This is a genomic window from Petroclostridium sp. X23 (genome assembly GCF_030013905.1).
Lineage (GTDB): Bacteria > Bacillota > Clostridia > SK-Y3 > SK-Y3 > X23.
In genome coordinates this window covers 1,325,435-1,346,696 of the sequence record NZ_CP124862.1, presented here as the reverse complement: position 1 = coordinate 1,346,696, position 21,262 = coordinate 1,325,435, and the positions used below count along the sequence as shown (strand labels likewise).

At 39.3% G+C, this 21,262-nt stretch carries 11 protein-coding genes, 3 tRNA genes and 3 rRNA genes; 16 read left to right on the top strand and 1 reads right to left on the bottom strand.

What is annotated here, in order from left to right; all coding sequences use genetic code 11:
* Positions 1 to 34: 34 nt before the first annotated feature.
* The gene (locus QKW49_RS06550; RefSeq protein ID WP_282866746.1) at positions 35 to 265 is read right to left on the bottom strand and encodes an HPr family phosphocarrier protein; all 231 of its coding nucleotides are present in this window, start codon (positions 263 to 265) and stop codon (positions 35 to 37) included.
* A 182-nt stretch (positions 266 to 447) separates the two neighbouring features.
* Here QKW49_RS06550 and mtaB point away from each other — a divergent pair, with 182 nt between their 5' ends.
* From mtaB to QKW49_RS06470, 16 genes are all read left to right on the top strand, one after another.
* The gene (gene mtaB / locus QKW49_RS06545) at positions 448 to 1,749 is read left to right on the top strand and encodes a tRNA (N(6)-L-threonylcarbamoyladenosine(37)-C(2))-methylthiotransferase MtaB (protein ID WP_282866745.1); all 1,302 of its coding nucleotides are present in this window, start codon (positions 448 to 450) and stop codon (positions 1,747 to 1,749) included.
* Positions 1,750 to 1,932: 183 nt separating this feature from the next.
* Entirely contained in the window at positions 1,933 to 2,520 is a 588-nt protein-coding gene (locus tag QKW49_RS06540; RefSeq protein ID WP_282866744.1) for a TetR/AcrR family transcriptional regulator, read from the top strand.
* 141 nt (positions 2,521 to 2,661) lie between these two features.
* Positions 2,662 to 5,736 (top strand): PAS domain S-box protein, encoded by a 3,075-nt coding sequence (locus QKW49_RS06535; protein WP_282866743.1) that lies wholly within the window; start codon positions 2,662 to 2,664, stop codon positions 5,734 to 5,736.
* An 11-nt stretch (positions 5,737 to 5,747) separates the two neighbouring features.
* Positions 5,748 to 6,149, top strand: a complete 402-nt coding sequence (locus QKW49_RS06530) for a response regulator (protein WP_282866742.1) — start codon at positions 5,748 to 5,750, stop codon at positions 6,147 to 6,149.
* A 58-nt stretch (positions 6,150 to 6,207) separates the two neighbouring features.
* A complete protein-coding gene (locus QKW49_RS06525; RefSeq protein ID WP_282866741.1) occupies positions 6,208 to 8,274 on the top strand; it encodes a chemotaxis protein CheA in 2,067 nt (688 codons plus the stop codon).
* 227 nt (positions 8,275 to 8,501) lie between these two features.
* Positions 8,502 to 10,229, top strand: a complete 1,728-nt coding sequence (locus QKW49_RS06520; protein WP_349239088.1) for a methyl-accepting chemotaxis protein — start codon at positions 8,502 to 8,504, stop codon at positions 10,227 to 10,229.
* A gap of 123 nt (positions 10,230 to 10,352) precedes the next feature.
* Positions 10,353 to 11,168 (top strand): protein-glutamate O-methyltransferase CheR, encoded by an 816-nt coding sequence (locus QKW49_RS06515; RefSeq protein WP_282866740.1) that lies wholly within the window; start codon positions 10,353 to 10,355, stop codon positions 11,166 to 11,168.
* 16 nt (positions 11,169 to 11,184) lie between these two features.
* Positions 11,185 to 12,204: a chemotaxis response regulator protein-glutamate methylesterase gene (locus tag QKW49_RS06510; protein ID WP_282866739.1), complete on the top strand. Its 1,020-nt coding sequence runs from the start codon at positions 11,185 to 11,187 to the stop codon at positions 12,202 to 12,204.
* A 136-nt stretch (positions 12,205 to 12,340) separates the two neighbouring features.
* Positions 12,341 to 13,057 carry a hypothetical protein gene (locus QKW49_RS06505; RefSeq protein WP_282866738.1) on the top strand — a complete coding sequence of 239 codons (717 nt, stop codon included), beginning with the start codon at positions 12,341 to 12,343 and terminating at the stop codon, positions 13,055 to 13,057.
* 785 nt (positions 13,058 to 13,842) lie between these two features.
* Positions 13,843 to 15,367 (top strand): 16S ribosomal RNA (locus QKW49_RS06500).
* Positions 15,368 to 15,860: 493 nt separating this feature from the next.
* Positions 15,861 to 18,705: ribosomal RNA gene (locus tag QKW49_RS06495) — 23S ribosomal RNA — on the top strand.
* Between the two features lie 242 nt (positions 18,706 to 18,947).
* Positions 18,948 to 19,064, top strand: a 5S ribosomal RNA gene (gene rrf, locus QKW49_RS06490).
* Together the 16S, 23S and 5S rRNA genes with 3 tRNA genes alongside form the textbook arrangement of a ribosomal RNA operon.
* 7 nt (positions 19,065 to 19,071) lie before the next feature.
* Positions 19,072 to 19,147 (top strand) — tRNA-Asn (locus QKW49_RS06485).
* Positions 19,148 to 19,151: 4 nt separating this feature from the next.
* Positions 19,152 to 19,226, top strand: a tRNA-Glu gene (locus QKW49_RS06480).
* Positions 19,227 to 19,277: 51 nt separating this feature from the next.
* Positions 19,278 to 19,353, top strand: a tRNA-Lys gene (locus tag QKW49_RS06475).
* Between the two features lie 302 nt (positions 19,354 to 19,655).
* Positions 19,656 to 21,194 (top strand): histidine kinase N-terminal 7TM domain-containing protein, encoded by a 1,539-nt coding sequence (locus tag QKW49_RS06470; RefSeq protein ID WP_282866737.1) that lies wholly within the window; start codon positions 19,656 to 19,658, stop codon positions 21,192 to 21,194.
* Positions 21,195 to 21,262 lie beyond the last annotated feature (68 nt).

The window sequence follows — 21,262 nt, the reverse complement described above, 5'->3', positions numbered from 1 at the left end:
ATGGACCCATTCGAGCTTTTGCTGTTATATCATCTTATTCAACGATAAATGGTTTAATGTTTTCTAAGAATGATTCACAATCATCATCATGGACTTCTACCTTGATGGGCTTGCTTAAATCAAGACTAAAAATACCCATAATGGACTTAGCGTCAACTACATATCTTCCTGATGTAAGATCTACATCAAAATCATACCTGTTTACAACATTTACGAAGTTTTTTACATCATTAATAGAATGCAGCATAATGTTAAAAGCTTTCATAACAAACCCTCCTTACAGAGTATATTATATTTATTATTGGAAAATATTATCTTTCTTAATCATACATTCTAAAAAGTTAATAGTCAATCATGTATTGCTAAATTCATAAAATTTTAATACAATTGAAATAATTAACTATACTACATATAGTAAATACTATTAAACAAATGAGAGGTAAAACAATGAAGAAAGTGGCATTTTACACCTTGGGATGCAAGGTTAATCAATATGAGACTGAAGCAATGACTGAACTGTTTGAGGCAGCAGGATTTGAAACAACAGATTTTGATCAGTATGCGGATGTGTATGTAATAAATACTTGTACGGTCACTAATCTTGGAGATAGAAAATCACGGCAAATGATCCGAAGAGCAAAAAAGCTCAATGCGCATTCTATTGTTGCGGTGGTGGGGTGCTACGCGCAAACAGCAGCTGAAGAAGTAAGTAAAATAGAAGGTGTTAATCTAATTATCGGTACAAAGGACAGGGCGAAAATCGTTGAATTTATCAATGAGTTGGAAGAACGTGAACAACAGATTAATGCTGTTGAAGACATAATGAATAATAGAGAATTTGAAGATATGAAGGTGACCGCATATAAAGAGCGGACAAGGGCGTTTCTAAAGATTCAGGAAGGATGTAACCAGTTTTGTTCTTACTGCATCATTCCGTATGCCCGGGGACCGGTACGCAGCAGAAAACCGGAAGATATCGTAGAAGAAGTGCAGCAGTTAGCGCACAATGGCTTTAAAGAAATCGTATTTGCAGGAATACACGTTGCATCTTACGGTAAGGATTTAAAGAATACAAATCTTATTGATATTATCCAAAGGGTTCATAAGATAGAAGGTATACAGCGGCTAAGATTGAGTTCCATAGAACCTATGACCTTGTCTGAAGAATTTGTAAATGCTGCGGTAGATTTGCTCAAGCTGTGTCCTCACTATCATATCTCACTGCAAAGTGGCTGTGATGAAACACTTAGAAGAATGAACAGAAAATATAATACTGAAGATTATGCTCGTGTTGTGCAACGGTTAAGAACGCATTTTCCGCATGCAGCCGTCACAACCGATGTGATGGTAGGATTTCCGGGAGAGACAGAAGAAGAATTTGAGAAATCTCGACAGTTTGTAGATCAAATAGGATTTAGCAAGGTGCATGTTTTCAAATACTCCCCAAGGAAGGGAACACCTGCAGTGTCCTATCCGGGCCAGGTTTCTCCTGAAGAAAAAGAAAGAAGAAGCAAGGCTATGATGGCACTGTCCGCAAAGAATGAACAAAAATTTTATCAGAACTTTATTCATAAAGAAATGGATGTGCTAATTGAGCAACAGGTGAAGGACATGAATGGATACTATGAAGGACTGACAGGCAACTATATTAGGGTGATTGTACCAGGTGATAAACAATTGGAAGGTAGGATCATTAAGTGTAAGTTGAAGCACCGTGCTCAAGACCATATGAAGGGTGATATTGTATAATAACCGTCTGCTATAAAGTGTAAACAGCTCCTTTTGGGAAGTAATTAATATTCAATTCCAGGAAGGAGCTTCTTTTGTAGTTTTGAGTGGAATCGACCAAAAGAGATAAATATTGACAAATAATTAAAACGGATATATAATTTTTCCATAATAATATGTTGCAACTTAAGTAGGTGTAAATATATGGATGTTAATGCGGCGCATAGAAGAGAGAATATTATCTTGAATGCAATAGATTTGATACACGAATATGGTATACATTCGGTTTCTACAAAAGAAATTGCCAAAAGATTAGGGGTTTCGGAAGGAACGATCTTTAAACATTTTCCTAAAAAAAGTGCCCTTCTTCTGGCGGTGCTGGAGCATTTGTGTTTGTATGACAATGATATGTATTATACGGCTAAAAATAAAAAATCAAATCCTAAAGAAGCAATTCTGTTTTATATTAATTCATATATGATTTACTACCAAAATTACCCCGCGATTACAGCTCTTCTGCAAGTCTATGATGTGCTTCAAGGCATTCCTGAACTGGGAGAGAAGGCAAAAAGCATATTTTTTACCCGTCTGGGATTTATGAAAGATCTGATTGAAGAGGCTCAGGAAGCAGGGGAAATTAGTAGAAATATAGATAGCGAAAGTTTGGCGGATATCATTACCTCTACCTGCAGAGGTATATGCCTCAGATGGAGATTAGAGAACTTTGAATTTTCCCTTCATGAAAAAGTGATCCAGGCAGTAAGTACGCTACTTGATACCTTCAGTATTTAGTTTAAATTGTATCCAAGGGCAGGTAGTCCACCAAATAGCATACGAAAAAAAGAAAGGAGATGTGAATATAGTAGAAGATGAACTAACAAATTTACAGAATATTCAATAACAGTAAAGGCGCAAGCTAAAGGTGGTTGAGATATGGCTAACAACTTGATACCGGGAAAAACAGCCGAATTTCTAGCAGCGACATTAGCGTGTATCGGTGATGGCGTCATTGTAACCGGGAACAATAGTGATATTATTTACATGAATCATTCTGCAGAGGAAATAACAGGATGGGAAGTGAGGGAAGCTTGCGGGAAAAAATTTGAAGAGATATTTCCTATTGTCAATGCAAATACCGGAGAGTACCTGCAAAGTCCGATAGAATTGGCTTTGGAGGCTGGAAGCGCGGTGGGACTTCAAAACCATTCAACACTGATAAAAAAGGATGGAAGCAAAAAATATATTTCAGCAAGCTGCTCTCCTATTCAAGAAACAGATGGGAACATAAGCGGCATTGTTATCGTATTCCGTGATATTCATGGAATTAAGCAAATGGAAAATGACATCCGGATAGAACGGGATAATCTTCAAGCAATTTTTCACTCTGCCCCCGTGAGCATGCTTATTATTGATAATAAAATGATGATTAAGCAAGTCAATAAAGCCCTGTTGGATATGTTAATGGTTGAATCTTCCGTTGTAATCGGGCGTCGGTTTGGGGATGGGGTGCGTTGTTTCAAAAGTTTTGAAAAAGGGTGCGGGAAAGGGGAAAAGTGCTATCTTTGTGATGTAAGAAAGTCAATAGCAGAGGTTTTTCAATCAGGTATCCCCTGCAACGATATAGTCAATAGACATACATTCCTTATCGCTGGACAGGAAGTTTCTCGATGGTATAAAATTAACTATATTCCTATTATCATCGTTGGTGAGAGCCATGTGATGGTAGTAATGGATGATATCACTGATAGAAAAGTTCATGCGGAAGTTTTGAATAGGTATCAGGCACTGTTTGAAAATGCAAGAGATATGATCATGTTTATAAGGCAGGATGGTAGTATTATTGATGCAAATGAAGCTGCAGTTACAGCTTATGGTTATTCCCGCATCGAATTTCTGAAAATGAATATTTCAAATATAAGAAAAGATGTTCAAGCAATGAAAGAACAAATGGAAAAAGCTTATACTACGGGCGTTTTCTTTGAGACACTTCATTATTGCAAGGATGGCAGTACTTTTCCTGTAGAAGTTAGCTCTGTAGGAGTAACACTTGAAGGCAGTCAGGTACTTTTAAGCATTATAAGGGACATCACTGAACGCAAGCAAGCGGAAAAAATGTTGCTGGAAAGCCAGGAAAGATATCACTCTTTATTTATGAACATGCACAATGCGTTTTCTTATCATAAGGTCATATTGGATGGAGATAAAAAGCCTATTGATTTTGAATTTATACAAGTTAATAGCGCTTTTGAAAAGTATATTGGGCGAAAAAAAGAAGAGCTGATCGGCAGACGGTTTAGCGATATTTTTATACAGCAAAAAGAAAGCGTTGAGTTAACATACTATTTTAGAGTTGCTATGACAGGACAAAGCGAATATATAGAAACATATTATTCTGATATCGCAGGAAGATGGTGCTCGGTGGCAATCTACAGCCCGGAACCTTATCACTTTGCGGTTATTCTTACAGACATTCATGATAGGAAAATGGATGAATTGGAATTAATAAGAGCAAAAGAGCAAGCGGAAGTGGCCAATAGAGCAAAAAGTGAGTTTTTAGCTAATATGAGCCATGAAATCCGTACTCCTATAAACGGTATTGTGGGCATGATTGATTTAACCATGCTCACAGACTTGAATAATGAGCAAAGAGATAATTTGACCACTGCCAAAAGCTGTGCCAATGCACTATTAAATATTATCAATGATATATTGGATTTCTCCAAAATGGAAGCAGGCAAATTGGCGATTGAGAATATTAACTTTAATATCAAGAAACTCGTAGGTGATATAACCAAGGTTTATTCGCTATGTGCTGATGAAAAAGGGTTGGAACTGATATATGCATTTTCTTCCAATATTCCGTTGTATTTGGTTGGAGACCCCAACAGGCTGCAGCAAATACTCAATAATTTAATCAGTAATGCCCTGAAGTTTACCCAAGCTGGTGAGATATTTATAGAAGTGAGGAGAACCAATATATCGGAAGAATGTATTGAGCTCAAGTTTTCGGTTTCTGATACCGGTATCGGTATTTCTGCCGAAAACTTGGGGAGGCTGTTTAAGAGTTTTAGCCAGATAGACGGGTCATATACCCGTAAGTTTGGCGGTACAGGTTTGGGCCTTGTAATCAGCAAGCAGCTTGTAGAGATGATGGGCGGACAGATATGGGTTGAAAGCAAGGTAGGCCAAGGAAGTACCTTCTATTTTACTATTCCTTTTAAAATTGGGAAAAAGCCGGAAAGGAAGCCTGCAACAAATATTAAGCATAGAGAGGATAGAGCAAAAAAACTATTGGATATCCTATTGGTAGAAGATGATCAGGTAAACCAGATCGTTCTTTCACGCATGCTGAGGGATATAGCACATAATGTGGATGTTGTAAGCAATGGTCTTGAAGCTGTTCATGCTCATGACAACAAACAATATGATATCATTCTTATGGATATTCAAATGCCTGTAATGGATGGTATTGAAGCGGCAAAAATAATACGTAAGCATGAAGGCGCAGCCAAGCACACACCCATTATCGCACTGACTGCCTTTGCACTCTTGGGGGATAGAGAACGGTTTATGGACTTGGGGATGGATGAATATATATCTAAGCCTGTTAAAATGGAAAATTTGTTTGCAATCATTGATGAGGTAACAGCGAATAGGCAGTACGAGCCGGATTTTAGTGAAATACCGCGCATAGATGAGAACGGAGAACTTATCTTTATAAATGAAGTGAAAGTAAGACCGCATGAGGAACTATCTCCCATAGTAAATGAGATTGATGGTGAAATTAGAAAGCTTGCAGCCGTATTAGCAAACAACGATTTAGATCAGATTGAGATAATTGCCCATAAAATAAAAGGACTGCTAAATCAGATGGATGCAGAAGATGTGAAAGGTACTGCATTTAAGATGGAACTGGCTGCAAGACGAGGGAACTTTAAAGAAGCGGTAGAAATTTCAATGCAAATCAAGCACGAATTTGAGACTTATAAAAAGTCATTAAACTTATAGGAGGGTTCAGTATGCTAAAAATATTAATAGCAGAAGACGATTTGGTGAGCAGAAAGTTTTTAAGCAAATTTTTATCACAATATGGAGAGTGTGATATAGTGGTTGATGGATTGGAAGCGATAGATGCATACATGGTTTCCATGAGGGACAAAAAGCCCTATGACCTGATCTGCTTAGATATTATGATGCCTAAAATAGACGGTGTAAAGGTGCTGAAGGCAATCAGAGACTTAGAGATACAGAAATTTATTCTTCCTGAGAAACGTGCTAAAATCATAATGACTACGGCTCTCGCAGAAGCAGATCTTGTACATACAGCTTTTGACTACGGGTGCGAAGCATATGCTTCTAAGCCGATAGATACTGAAAAGTTAGTACAAGTCATGCAGAAGTTGTGTCTTATACCTGAATGATATTATAGTGTAGTTACATTAATATAAATAACAAATAAATTTTAAGGGGGCGGCGAGGTTGTCCGAAGGATACTCTAACGAATCAATGCTTGACATATACATTTTTGAGACTTCTCAAAATATAGAGCAGCTTGAAGCATCTATCCTTTCTAGTGAAAAAACAAGCAGCTATTCTCAAAATGCAATCAATGAAATTTTCCGTATTATGCATACCATAAAGGGCTCATCTGCAATGATGCTGTTTAACAATATCTCCACCCTTGCCCATTCTATTGAAGATTTATTCTACTATCTACGAGAACGGAAGCCGCAAAGCGTGGATTGCTCTATGCTTTCCGACTTGGTACTGGAAGGTGTAGATTTTATAAAGGTTGAGCTTCAAAAGATTAAAGCAGGGGATAACACAGATGGAGATTGCTCCATGCTTATCAGAAATATTGAAGAATTTCTTTCATTGCTTAAACAGCAAAATCCTTCGGAGGTGGATGTTGAAAAACCACCTTCTGTGCAGCAGCATTATTACATTGTTCCCGATAAAACTGCTTCGCCAGAACATAGGAACATCTTCAAAGCCACTATATTCTTTGAAGAAGGCTGTGAGATGGAGAATATCAGAGCATATACGGTAATTCATAATCTCAAGGAGTTGACCGAAGAGGTATTTTTTCTCCCTTCCGATATTATAGAAAATGATGATAATATCCAGGTGATAAGGGAACAGGGATTTACAGTCTATGTGAAGGTGGATAAATCCTATGAAGAAATGCATGCGTTTTTTATGCAGACTGTATTTTTGAAAGATTTGGAGTTCATTCAACTTGAGAACGATGAAGAACTTAAAATATTTGATACGTCTAAAAAAATGGTGGTACACGAAAAACAAGTAAAAGTTCCACAGATAGATGAGATAAAAGAAGCAGCGCAAGCAGGAAAAGATATTCAACCTGCAGTTGCTCAAAGTATTATCAGTGTGAATGTAGCGAAACTGGACAAGCTTATGGATTTGGTAGGTGAAATGGTCATTGCGGAAGCGATGGTTACACAAAACCCCGACCTAAAAGGACTGGATCTTGAGAATTTTCAAAAGGCCGCACGACAACTCCACAAGATTACAAGTGAGATTCAGGATATGGTAATGTCTATTCGTATGGTGCCGTTATCTACAACATTTCATAAAATGCATCGTATTGTGCGGGATATGAGTAAAAAGTTAGGGAAAGAAGTGCATTTGGAATTGGTTGGTGAAGAGACGGAAGTAGATAAAAATATTATTGAACATATTTCCGACCCACTGATGCACCTCATAAGAAACGCAATTGACCATGGTGTTGAGCCTATGGAGGATAGAAAAGCTATCGGTAAGCCTAAAGTTGGTACGATTACTTTAGAAGCGAAAAATGCAGGAAGTGATGTGCTGGTAATTGTTAAAGATGACGGTAAAGGTTTAAATAAAGAAAAGATATTGCAAAGGGCAAGAGAAAATGAACTTCTTACAAAACCCGAGAATGAGATGACAGAGAAAGAAATATATGCGCTTATCTTTCTTCCCGGCTTTTCAACAAAAGAAAGTATCAGTGAATTTTCCGGCCGGGGAGTGGGGATGGATGTAGTCACAAAGAATTTAGAAACAGTGGGTGGTTCGGTATCGGTAGATAGCATGGAAGGCATGGGCACAACCATCACTCTAAAGATCCCTCTTACACTAGCTATTATAGATGGAATGAATGTGAAAGTCGGGCATTCTCGGTATACCATCCCTACCATAAGTATAAAGGAATCCTTTAGGCCCAAGGAAAGTGATATTATTACCGATCCTGATGGCAATGAAATGATCATGGTAAGAGGACAGTGTTATCCTATTTTTCGTTTGCATGAACGTTACGAAGTGAAGACAGAAATTACGCATTTTACAGAGGGAATTCTTATTATGGTAGAACAAGACGAAAAATCCTATTGTATTTTTGCAGACGAACTGTTGGGACAGCAGCAAGTAGTGGTAAAGACACTGCCAAACTATATAAAGAATACAAAAAAAATACAAGGACTTGCAGGCTGTACATTGCTTGGAGATGGTAGTATCAGCTTGATCCTAAATATTGGCGGACTTCTAAATAGTAATGATTAATCAAACGGTGACAAAAGGCAGACTCTCCTTAAAGTAGGAAACAAACCAAGGAGGAGATGTGGACACTGAATAGTTATTCCTCCAGAGAGAAGCAAAGCTGCTACGAAAATATATATGAAGTATTTGTAAATTTAGTAGTGAAGTGAAACAGATCTTAGATTGTGACGAACTCTTAAACAAAGACGAAGCTGAAGTATTATAACTATATAATAATCAAGGAGGAAATAATGATGAAATGGTTTGCAAACCTAAAGTTGAGGACAAAGCTATTAACGGGTTTTATAATTATTGCACTTATTTCAGGTATAATTGGCATTGTGTCTATGTATGAGATGAGTGTACTTAATAATCGAACAAGTGAAATGTATAATAATAGATTAGTGCCTATTGCGGATTTAGGAGCAGTAGTGAAGAACTTAGCCCGTGCTAAAGCAAATACATATTTACTAGTTTATGATGAAAATGCACAGAAGCTTTCAGAAAGAATAGCTAAAGCAGACCAAATAACAAAAGAAGATAATGAAATTATAGAAAGATATGCAGCTACTTACCTAGTAGAAGATGAAAAAAAGGGATTAGAAGAATTAATAAGTTCGTTAGAGCCGTACAGAAAGATTAGAAATGAATTGTATGATGTTATTAAAGAAGGTAATTATGAAAAAGCCAGACAGATGCGTGTTACTTTTGATGAGTATGATTTAAAGGTAGCAGAAAGCCTAGATAAGCTGATTTCTATCAATAATACGGTAGCAAACAACTTGAATGAAAGGAATAAATCTGATTATAAAACAAACTCAGCTACAATGATTATAATCATAGTGACAGGTATTGCAATAGCACTTGGGTTAGGATTTGTTATAGCAGGAATGATTAGCAAACCTATATTGAAGATATTAGATGTTGCAGAAAAAATTGCGAATGGAGACTTAGACGTAAATGTTGATATTAATACTAAAGATGAAGTGGGGATGTTAGCTAACGCTTTTAGAAACATGACCAATAATTTGAATGATGTCATGTCAAACATAAGTGTTTCATCTGAGCAGGTAGCAGTAGGAGCAAGCCAAGTATCAAATTCCAGTATGGCTTTATCACAAGGGGCAACTGAACAGGCGAGTTCTATTGAGCAATTAACTGCTTCACTCGAGGAAATATCTTCACAGACTAACCTCAATGCTGAGAATGCAACCCAAGCAAACGAATTTGCTGAAGCAGCTAAATTCAATGCGGTGCAAGGCAATTGTCAAATGAAGGAAATGCTTAAAGCGATGGATGAAATTAATGATTCATCCGGCAATATTTCTAAAATTATTAAAGTCATCGATGAGATTGCATTCCAGACCAATATACTGGCTCTCAATGCTGCGGTAGAAGCTGCAAGAGCAGGACAGCACGGTAAAGGTTTTGCGGTAGTAGCTGAGGAAGTACGTAATCTTGCTGCAAGATCAGCCAATGCTGCAAAAGAAACTACTGATATGATCGAAGGCTCTATCAAGAAGGTGGAAGGCGGTACAAAAATAGCTAACGAAACTGCTGGTGCACTCGACAAGATTGTTGATGGCGTTACAAAAGTAGCTGGTCTTGTAAGTGATATTGCTGTAGCTTCCAATGAACAGGCATTGGGGATTGCGCAAGTGAACCAGGGGATCATGCAGGTATCCGAAGTAGTGCAAACCAACTCTGCTACTTCTGAAGAAAGTGCGGCTGCCAGTGAAGAACTTGCAAGCCAGGCTCAAACGCTCAAAGAGCAGGTTGCGAGGTTCAAATTGAAAAAGAACCAACACTCAGAAGTTTCCTATAATGGACTGGAAAAGCTTAGTCCGGAAGTATTAAAAATACTTAATAACATAAATATGAAGAAAAAAGAATCGTCTGATAGAGAAATTTATTCGGAAGCAGCTGCTGCAAGCACTAAAAAGATTGCTTTGAGTGATAATGAGTTTGGAAAATACTAAGATATAAGTTCGCATATTATCATTTTCAATTTGATTATCTACAGAACAAGGGTTATAATATATTGAACAAGAATGGAGGGAGTTTAACAGCTCTCTCCTCTTTAAATAAAGCAGGTGACGAAGATGGTTACAATCACAGAAAAAGAATTCAGGCAGTTAGCCGATTATATTAAGGCCAATTACGGGATTCATTTGAAGAAGGAAAAGCAGGCGCTTGTAACAGGTAGGCTTCATACAGTGTTGCAGCAGGAAGGTTTTAAGAACTTTTCCGACTATTATGATTATATTGTGTCTGAAAGAAGTGGAAATGCAGTAATTACTTTGGTAGATAAGATTACTACCAACCATACTTTTTTTATGCGGGAAGAAGATCACTTTCACTATTTTAGGGATAAGGTTCTTCCTTATTTTGCAAGCATAATAAAGGATAAAGACCTTCGTATCTGGTGTGCAGCTTGTTCTACAGGTGAAGAATCTTATACGTTGGCAATGATTTTGGATGAGTTTTTCGGGAAGGAAAAACTGTGGTGGGACACAAAGGTATTAGCCACCGATATATCTGAAAAGGTTTTAACCATAGCCCGAAAAGGAATATATTGCAACGAGAGAATATCTCCTCTCCCTACTCACTGGAAAAACAAGTACTTAAAACAATATGATGCTGAAAACTTTATTCTGATAGATAAAATTAGGAATGAAGTGATATATAGAAAGTTTAACCTTATAGATAGTGTGTTTCCTTTCAAAAGAAAGCTTCATACTATTTTTTGCAGAAATGCGATGATTTACTTTGACAATAAAACAAAGATAGAGTTGGTGAATAAGTTCTATGAGCATATGGAATACGGAGGTTACCTATTTATTGGACACTCGGAATCATTAAATAGAGAGACTACAAGATTTAAATATATAATGCCCGCCGTATACAGAAAGGAATAGGATGTGGGGTGATGGTATGGGCGGTAAAAAAATTAAAGTATTAGTGGTTGATGATAGCTTGGTTTTTCGTGAAGTGATAACCAGAGGGATCTCTTCTGATCCATATATAGAAGTGGTCGCAAAAGCGGTGGACCCGTTTGATGCAAGGGATAAGATTTTAGAATTTGAACCCGATGTAATGACCTGTGATGTAGAAATGCCTAAAATGAATGGCATTGAATTTATTAGAAGGCTTCTTCCTCAATACACATTGCCTGTTATCGTTGTAAGTACTGTGAGTGATGCGGTATTTGATGCAATGAATGCAGGTGCGGTAGATTTTGTAACGAAACCTCATGTTCAATCACCACAGAGTGTTGAACGATTTATAAATGATTTGATAGTAAAGATCAAGATTGCTTCACAGGCTAAGGTTACACAGTCCAACATAGCTTTGGGAAGGAATATATATTCCAGCAGTACAATGGATACAAGAAAAATCATTGCGATAGGCTCCTCTACAGGTGGTACGGAAGCAGTATACAGCATATTGAAATGCCTGCCTTCAACAATACCCGGCATAGTAATCGTGCAGCATATTCCACCGGTTTTTTCCGGAATGTTTGCAGAGAGACTCAATAATCAGATACAGCTTACAGTGAAGGAGGCACAGACGGGGGATTATGTAGAACAAGGCAAGGTGCTTATTGCTCCCGGTGATCAGCATATGAGGATAAAAAAGATAGGAGATCGGTATAAGGTTGAAGTGTTTAAAGAAGATAAGGTCAATGGTCATTGCCCTTCGGTTGATGTATTATTTGAGTCGGTCGCAAAGGAAGCGGGCAGCAATGCGATAGGCATTATCTTGACTGGAATGGGGTATGATGGAGCAAGAGGGCTGCTCTCTATGAAACGGAAGGGTGCCAGAACTATTGGTCAGGACGAACAATCGTCGGTTATCTACGGAATGCCAAAAGTGGCTTATGAAATAGGGGCAGTTGAAAAGAAAGCATCCCTTTTAAATATTCCTCAGGTACTAATCTCTATGTTAAGATAGAAAATTTGCCGGGAAGAATAGTTCAAAACGATTATTAATTTAGCTAGTTGCTTATATTATAATAAAACGTGATAAATATGCTATAGAATATGGTACATTTATAGAAAGGATACAAATTATGCTGCATGTCCACTATTTGGAGAAAGAAATTAAACAGAAGCGCGATATAGTACGACAGCAGTTTATATCAAGGGCAGCAGATATCGGTGATGGAACGATTACCCAGCTGTCCACTGAAGATTTGAAGCTGCTTTTCGATTTATATGATAAGACATTTCTGCAAGGGTATTTTGCATGTAATTTTAAAGGAAAACTTATATTTTCATTATCAACCAAAATGACTAGGGCAGCAGGTAAGACCATTGTTCCTAAACGCATCGCTCAATTAAAACCGGAGGATGTGACATATGAAATTAGGATAGGAGTAAACTTCTTTTTTCGGTACAATGCGCTAGGCAGGGATAAGGTAGTAAGTGGGATTAAGACACATGACGCACTGGAAGCTCTCCAAATTGTCTTTGAACATGAATTATGCCACTTAATTGAATTTTATGAGTTTCAATCATCAAGCTGCAAACAAGATAGATTTAAAATGATTGCAAAAAATATATTCGGACATATGGATAGCTATCATCACCTTCCTACTGAAAGGGAGATTGCTAATGAGAAATATGGCTTTAAAGGCGGCGACACAGTAACATTTGAATTTGAAGGACAGGCAGTAAGGGGTATTGTTAATAGGATTAACAAGCGTGCAACGGTCATGGTACCTGACGAAGCCGGTGTTTATGTAGATCGTCAGGGGAGAAGATATAAAAAATTTTATGTACCCTTAATTGCGTTAAAGAAATAATAAAAAATCACCGAAAGATGGGAGCAATTAAATAAATAAAACATCCGGTAGTTAATTATGCAAAGGAAGAGTGGGAGGCATGCCATGATTAATAAAAAAATGGAGGAGTTCGGGCAGCAGCTTAATTTAGTTAATAGTGAATAATGAATAATGAATAGTTTAAAAGCTATCAAATCAAAATATTGGCGAGGCCTAAATTGACACAGAAAAGTTACACTGCTTGAGTAGATAAAACTTCCGTAAAAAAGGTGTTGACAGACATAAGAGATTATGTTAAGATACTTTTTGTCGCTTTGAAATTAGTTCATCGTTCACAGCAGTGACTGGTGAAAGTCAATGAAGTGAGCTGATATGAGAAAACTTTTGTTGCATAAAGCGATACAGTAATTACCAGTAAAAAGTTGTTGACAGGTAAGCTTGATTATGTTAGAATATTTTTTGTCGCTTCGAAAGAGCGATGAAGAAATTACCAAAGAAAAAGCTGTTGACAAACAGAGTTGATCATGGTAAGATAGCTTTTGTCGCTTCACAAGAGCGATGAAGAAATTACCAAGAAAAAAGCTGTTGACAAACGAAATAAAGTTTGATATAATAGCAAAGCTGCTTCAGTGAGCAGTACTAAATTGGTCTTTGAAAATTGGATAGCGTAAGAGGTTCTCGTTTAATATAGTTAATAATTAATAACGAATAGTTAATAATTATTGATGATTTGAGAAAACTTTAGCGTACTTTATAACAAAGTAAAGCTAGTGATAATTTTGAGCTAATTAAACGTTCAATAAATTTTTATTGAGAGTTTGATCCTGGCTCAGGACGAACGCTGGCGGCGTGCCTAACACATGCAAGTCGAGCGGAGATTGGTTGAAGGTTTACCGGATACCAATTTTAGCGGCGGACGGGTGAGTAACGCGTGAGTAACCTGCCTTATACAGGGGGATAACACATCGAAAGATGTGCTAATACCGCATGATATCAGATAGTCGCATGGCTGTTTGATCAAAGGAGCAATCCGGTATAAGATGGACTCGCGTCTGATTAGCTGGTTGGTGAGGTAAAAGCTCACCAAGGCGACGATCAGTAGCCGACCTGAGAGGGTGATCGGCCACATTGGGACTGAGACACGGCCCAGACTCCTACGGGAGGCAGCAGTGGGGAATATTGCGCAATGGGGGAAACCCTGACGCAGCAACGCCGCGTGAAGGAAGAAGGCTTTCGGGTCGTAAACTTTTGTCTTCTGGGAAGAAACATGACGGTACCAGAGGAGGAAGCCACGGCTAACTACGTGCCAGCAGCCGCGGTAATACGTAGGTGGCGAGCGTTGTCCGGAATTACTGGGTGTAAAGGGCGTGTAGGCGGGACTGCAAGTCAGATGTGAAATACCGGGGCTCAACCCCGGGGCTGCATTTGAAACTGTAGTTCTTGAGTGCAGGAGAGGAAAGCGGAATTCCTAGTGTAGCGGTGAAATGCGTAGATATTAGGAGGAACACCAGTGGCGAAGGCGGCTTTCTGGACTGTAACTGACGCTGAGGCGCGAAAGCGTGGGGAGCGAACAGGATTAGATACCCTGGTAGTCCACGCCGTAAACGATGGATACTAGGTGTTGGGGGTATCGACCCCTCCAGTGCCGGAGTTAACACAATAAGTATCCCACCTGGGGAGTACGGCCGCAAGGTTGAAACTCAAAGGAATTGACGGGGGCCCGCACAAGCAGTGGAGTATGTGGTTTAATTCGAAGCAACGCGAAGAACCTTACCAGGGCTTGACATCTACAGAATCCCAAAGAGATTTGGGAGTGCCTTCGGGAACTGTAAGACAGGTGGTGCATGGTTGTCGTCAGCTCGTGTCGTGAGATGTTGGGTTAAGTCCCGCAACGAGCGCAACCCCTATTGTTAGTTGCCATCATTAAGTTGGGCACTCTAGCGAGACTGCCGGTGACAAATCGGAGGAAGGTGGGGACGACGTCAAATCATCATGCCCCTTATGTCCTGGGCTACACACGTACTACAATGGCCATTAACAGAGCGAAGCAAGACGGTGACGTGGAGCAAATCGCCAAAAATGGTCCCAGTTCAGATTGTAGGCTGAAACTCGCCTACATGAAGTCGGAATTGCTAGTAATCGCGGATCAGCATGCCGCGGTGAATACGTTCCCGGGCCTTGTACACACCGCCCGTCACACCATGAGAGTCGGTAACACCCGAAGCCTGTGAGCTAACCGTAAGGAGGCAGCAGTCGAAGGTGGGGCTGATGATTGGGGTGAAGTCGTAACAAGGTAGCCGTATCGGAAGGTGCGGCTGGATCACCTCCTTTCTAAGGAGCAGAGCTCCAGTTAATAGTGAATAACGAATAGTTAATAATTATTAACGGATGGAGCCAATCCTATGGTCGATAGATCATATTAGTATGATCTTCACGAGAACTCTTACGCTATTTAATTTTGAAAGACCAAGTTCTTTTTAGTGAATAGTTAATAGTGAATAATGAATAGTTTAAAAGCTATGAATGGAAGCTGTTAGCAGTCACTAAGAAAATGATCTTTCAAAAGTTAATAGAAGATAACTGTTCATTATTAGTTATTCACTATTAACTAAACAAAATGTACCTTGAAAACTAAACAATGTAAAGACATGAGGAAAAGATTAAAAAAGGGTAATCGCAGTGGAACCACTGTATTACACTACAATTTTAAAGGAAAACTTTACTCATATAATTCTTAAGGAGAACACCAGACTGTTGAGGTGAAAAGCAGTAGGAAGATGAATAACACTATTCATTATTCACTACTAACTATTCACTAAACAAAGGTCAAGCTAATAAGAGCACAGGGTGGATGCCTTGGCATTAGGAGCCGACGAAGGACGCGATAAGCTGCGAAAAGCTGCGGTAAGGCGCAAATAGCCATTGACCCGCAGATATCCGAATGGGGGAACCCGGCTGGAGCAATATCCAGTCACCATGCAGTGAATTCATAGCTGTATGGAGGAATACCCGCTGAACTGAAACATCTAAGTAGGCGGAGGAAGAGAAAGAAACATCGATTCCCTAAGTAGTGGCGAGCGAACGGGGAAGAGGCCAAACCTGAAGTAGCAATACTTTAGGGGTTGCGGACTGCAATATGTATCATGAAGGTTAGCAAAACTACCTGGAAAGGTAGACCATAGAGGGTAAGAGTCCCGTATGTGAAAACCGAAGTGAGCTAGCAGGATCCAGAGTACCATGGGACACGAGAAATCCTGTGGGAAGCAGGAGGGACCACCCTCCAAGCCTAAATACTACCTAATGACCGATAGCGCATAGTACCGTGAGGGAAAGGTGAAAAGAACCCCGGGAGGGGAGTGAAATAGAACCTGAAACCCTGTGTTTACAAGCAGACAAAGCACATTAAGGTGCGATGTCGTACTTTTTGTAGAACGGTCCGGCGAGTGTATGTAACGAGCAAGGTTAAGGTGTTAAGCACCGCAGCCGAAGGGAAACCGAGTCTTAAAAGGGCGCGCAGTTCGTTGTATACGACCCGAAACCGGGTGACCTACCCATGGACAGGTTGAAGCGGAAGTAAAATTTCGTGGAGGACCGAACCCACCAATGTTGAAAAATTGGGGGATGAGCTGTGGGTAGCGGAGAAATTCCAATCGAACTCGGAGATAGCTGGTTCTCCCCGAAATAGCTTTAGGGCTAGCCTCGGATTAATTTAGCGGAGGTAAAGCACTGAATGGGCTAGGGGCCTTATCCGGTTACCGAACCCTATCAAACTCTGAATGCCGCATAAATGATGTCCGGGAGTCAGACTATGGGAGATAAGTTTCATAGTCAAAAGGGAAACAGCCCAGATCAACAGCTAAGGTCCCTAAATAGATTTAAGTGGAAAAGGATGTGGAGTTGCTAAAACAACCAGGATGTTGGCTTAGAAGCAGCCACTCATTTAAAGAGTGCGTAATAGCTCACTGGTCGAGTGATTCTGCGCCGAAAATGTAACGGGGCTAAAATCTATACCGAAGCTTTGGCAGTAGCAATACTGGGTAGGGGAGCTTTCTATGACAGGTTGAAGCATGACCGCAAGGACATGTGGACGAGATAGAAGAGAGAATGCCGGAATGAGTAGCGAGAATTATGTGAGAATCATAATCGTCGAAAACCTAAGGTTTCCTGAGGAAGGTTCGTCCGCTCAGGGTTAGTCGGGAGCTAAGGCGAGGCCGAGAGGCGTAGTCGATGCACATACGGTTGAAATTCCGTAACCACCGAAGCCGATAAGTATATAAGGGACGCAGGAAGATAGTCTGACCGCACCGTTGGTTGAGTGCGGCGAAAGGGAGCGAAAACAAGTAGCGAAGCAGACGATTCTACACTGACGAGAAAAGCTTATATATTGGTTAGGTGCCCGTACCGCAAACCGACACAGGTGGGTGAGGAGAGAATCCTAAGACGAACGGGAGAAGCGTTGTTAAGGAACTCGGCAAATTGACCCCGTAACTTCGGGAGAAGGGGTGCCAGGGTGACCTGGCCGCAGAGAATAGGCCCAAGCGACTGTTTAGCAAAAACACAGGTCTCTGCTAAGTCGAAAGACGACGTATAGGGGCTGACGCCTGCCCGGTGCTGGAAGGTTAAGGGGAATGCTTAGCGCAAGCGAAGGTGTGAACTTAAGCCCCAGTAAACGGCGGCCGTAACTATAACGGTCCTAAGGTAGCGAAATTCCTTGTCAGGTAAGTTCTGACCCGCACGAATGGCGTAACGACTTGGGCACTGTCTCAACAACGTACCCGGCGAAATTGTAGTACCGGTGAAGATGCCGGTTACCCGCGACAAGACGGAAAGACCCCATGGAGCTTTACTGTAGCCTGATATTGGATTTTGGTATTTCATGTACAGGATAGGTGGGAGACTGAGAAGATAGCACGCCAGTGTTGTCGGAGTCGACGTTGGGATACCACTCTTGAGATACTGAAATTCTAACCAGTACCCGTAATCCGGGTATGGGACACTGTCAGGTGGGCAGTTTGACTGGGGCGGTCGCCTCCAAAAGAGTAACGGAGGCGCTCAAAGGTTAGCTCAGCGCGGTCGGAAATCGCGCAAAGAGTGCAAACGCATAAGCTAGCCTAACTGTGAGAGAGACACCTCGAACAGTAACGAAAGTTGGAGTTAGTGATCCGGCGGTATGAGAGTGGAATTGCCGTCGCTCAACGGATAAAAGCTACCCTGGGGATAACAGGCTTATCTCCCCCAAGAGTCCACATCGACGGGGAGGTTTGGCACCTCGATGTCGGCTCATCGCATCCTGGAGCTGTAGTAGGTTCCAAGGGTTGGGCTGTTCGCCCATTAAAGCGGTACGCGAGCTGGGTTCAGAACGTCGTGAGACAGTTCGGTCCCTATCTGTCGCGGGCGCAGGAGATTTGAAGGGAGCTGTCCTTAGTACGAGAGGACCGGGATGGACGCACCTCTGGTGCACCAGTTGTCATGCCAATGGCACAGCTGGGTAGCTAAGTGCGGAAGGGATAAACGCTGAAGGCATCTAAGCGTGAAGCCCCCCCTAAGATAAGATTTCCCATAGCGTAAGCTAGTAAGGTCCCACGTAGACTATGTGGTAGATAGGTCGGAGGTGGAAGTGCAGTAATGTATGGAGCTAACCGATACTAATAGACCGAGGGCTTGACCAAAAGAGCAATGAACAGTGAATAATTAATAATGAATAATTATTAAGAGCATGGTTCGTTGCAGGTAGATAGAATATATGAAGAAGGTTTTTCCAAAGCCTCAGTCTTACATTGTATAGTTTTGAAGGTACATTACCTTTAAAGTGAATAGTTAATAGTGAATAACGAATAGTAACAGGCTATTAACTGGAAGAAGTACGAAGTATTTCAACAACAATTATTCACTATTAATTATTAATTGGTTTTCCGGTGATTTTAACGTGGAGGCTACACCCGTTCCCATTCCGAACACGGTAGTTAAGCTCCACAGTGCCGATGATACTTGGAGGGTGACTTCCTGGGAAAGTAGGTCGTTGCCGGAACTGATATTCCTCAATAGCTCAGTTGGTAGAGCATGCGGCTGTTAACCGCAGGGTCGTAGGTTCGAGTCCTACTTGAGGAGCCAATTTGGCCCATTGGTCAAGCGGTTAAGACACCGCCCTTTCACGGCGGTAACAGGGGTTCGAGTCCCCTATGGGTCACCAATATTAATGGCCTTTAGTGCATATGTACTAGAGGCTGTTGTTTCTCTATAAGGGCCATTAGCTCAGTCGGCAGAGCACTTGACTTTTAATCAAGGTGTCCCGCGTTCGAGTCGCGGATGGCTCACCAAAAAAGCCTTCTATCTATAAGGATAGAGGGTTTTTTGCTGTTCAAATCATAGTTGGTATATCTTCTCTTTTGCTGTTGAAGACTAGTTGGTTGAGAAAATAGATGTTATTTTACCAACATATTCTGTTTTCAAGCTATAAGGTAGAAGGTTGGAACTTGAGGCAGAAATTTGTCTGTTTTTATGATATAATGTTGGCGAAAATGTAAGATATTTATGTATTGAAATGTGAAAATAATGGGTGTATAAGTACTTTATCATAGTCTCTTATATGAAAAGAATAATAGAAGAGAGGTGTTATTTTTTGAATTATCTAGTAGTCCTAATGATGTTTTTAACATCACTTATTGCCGTACAACTAGCAATTTATATTTTTTATAATAGAAGAAAGATTTATTTAAAAGGTTTCTTGGGCCTTATTTTATCTGTTTTCATATATAGTTTATTTTATTCATTTGAATTAATAGCACCAAATCTGAGTTTTATGAAGTTATTTGCAGCAATCCAATATATAGGAATATTATCTATTCCGGCATTTTGGGTTATTATGGCTCTTGAATATACGAATAAGAGCAGATATCTTAGTAGAAAGTTATATATAGGAATTTTTACGGTACCTGTTTTTTTAATAATTTTGAATTTTACCAATGAATCCCATCATTTGTTTTATAAAAATTATTCAGCAAGTATAATATATTCCATGGCTATTGCTGATATTAAACCAGGTATAGGATATATAACTGCAGCAGTATATGTAAACATATGTTTTGTGATAGGAAATATTTTATACGTGCAGTATTTTATAAAAGGCAGTACTCTATTTAAAAAAAGAAGTTTTATTATTGTAGCAACCTCTCTTATACCTTTTGTTGGATACTGGATATATATGTCCGGATTTATACCTGTTAAAATAGACATAGTTCCTGTTTTCATGGAGGTACTTTGTCTATTTTATACCTATGCTCTATTTAAGTCTAATATTTTTGAGACTGCAGCCATTGCAAGACATATTATTTTTGATAATATAACAGAAGTGATTATAGTTTTAGATATGGATAATAAACTAATCGATATAAATAAAAAGGCAGAGCAGCTATTTAGCAAGAAAGCAAGTCATATAATTGGACAAGACATATATGAAGTGTTTACTCTTTTTAAAGAAATCAGAAAATACATAGAAGGTAATAGAGAAGTAACTTTTGATTTTAAAATTGAAATTACCCAAAAAGTTTATTATTTTAAAGGGGATATAACTTATATCGATAATAATGGAAATAAAGGTAAGATAATCGTTTTAAGTGACAATACAGAGCAAGTTTTGATGATAAAAAAGCTTCAATACTATGGGGCTATGGATATCTTAACAGAAGTATATAATAGAAATTATCTTTATAGTATTGCTAATGATAAAATACTGCATTGTGTGAAAAATAATCAATCACTATCTTTAATAATGCTTGATTTGGATAGGTTTAAAAATATAAATGATACTTATGGACATATTGCTGGTGATGTAGTATTGAAGAATGTTATAGCTACCTGCAAATCATATTTAGGGGAAAGATATATTATTGGAAGATATGGTGGAGAGGAATTTCTAATTATTTTAGAAAATCTTGAAGAAGAAAAAGTATTAGAAATAGCAGAAGGACTACGAGTTAAGATAATGAATTTACATATCGTATATGAAGATAAAACTATTAAAGTTACTTCTTCTTTTGGAGTTTTTACTTCAAAGGGGTTAACAGATTTTGACTACATGGTAAGAAATGTAGATGAAGCTTTGTATAAAGCAAAAAGTGCTGGAAGAAACCAAATAGGCATAAAAAAACAAGAATTATAGAAGGAATAAAAATTATTTTAAAAGTAAACTCCGATTTTGGGGGTTTTTTTTATTCTTTTTTATATAAT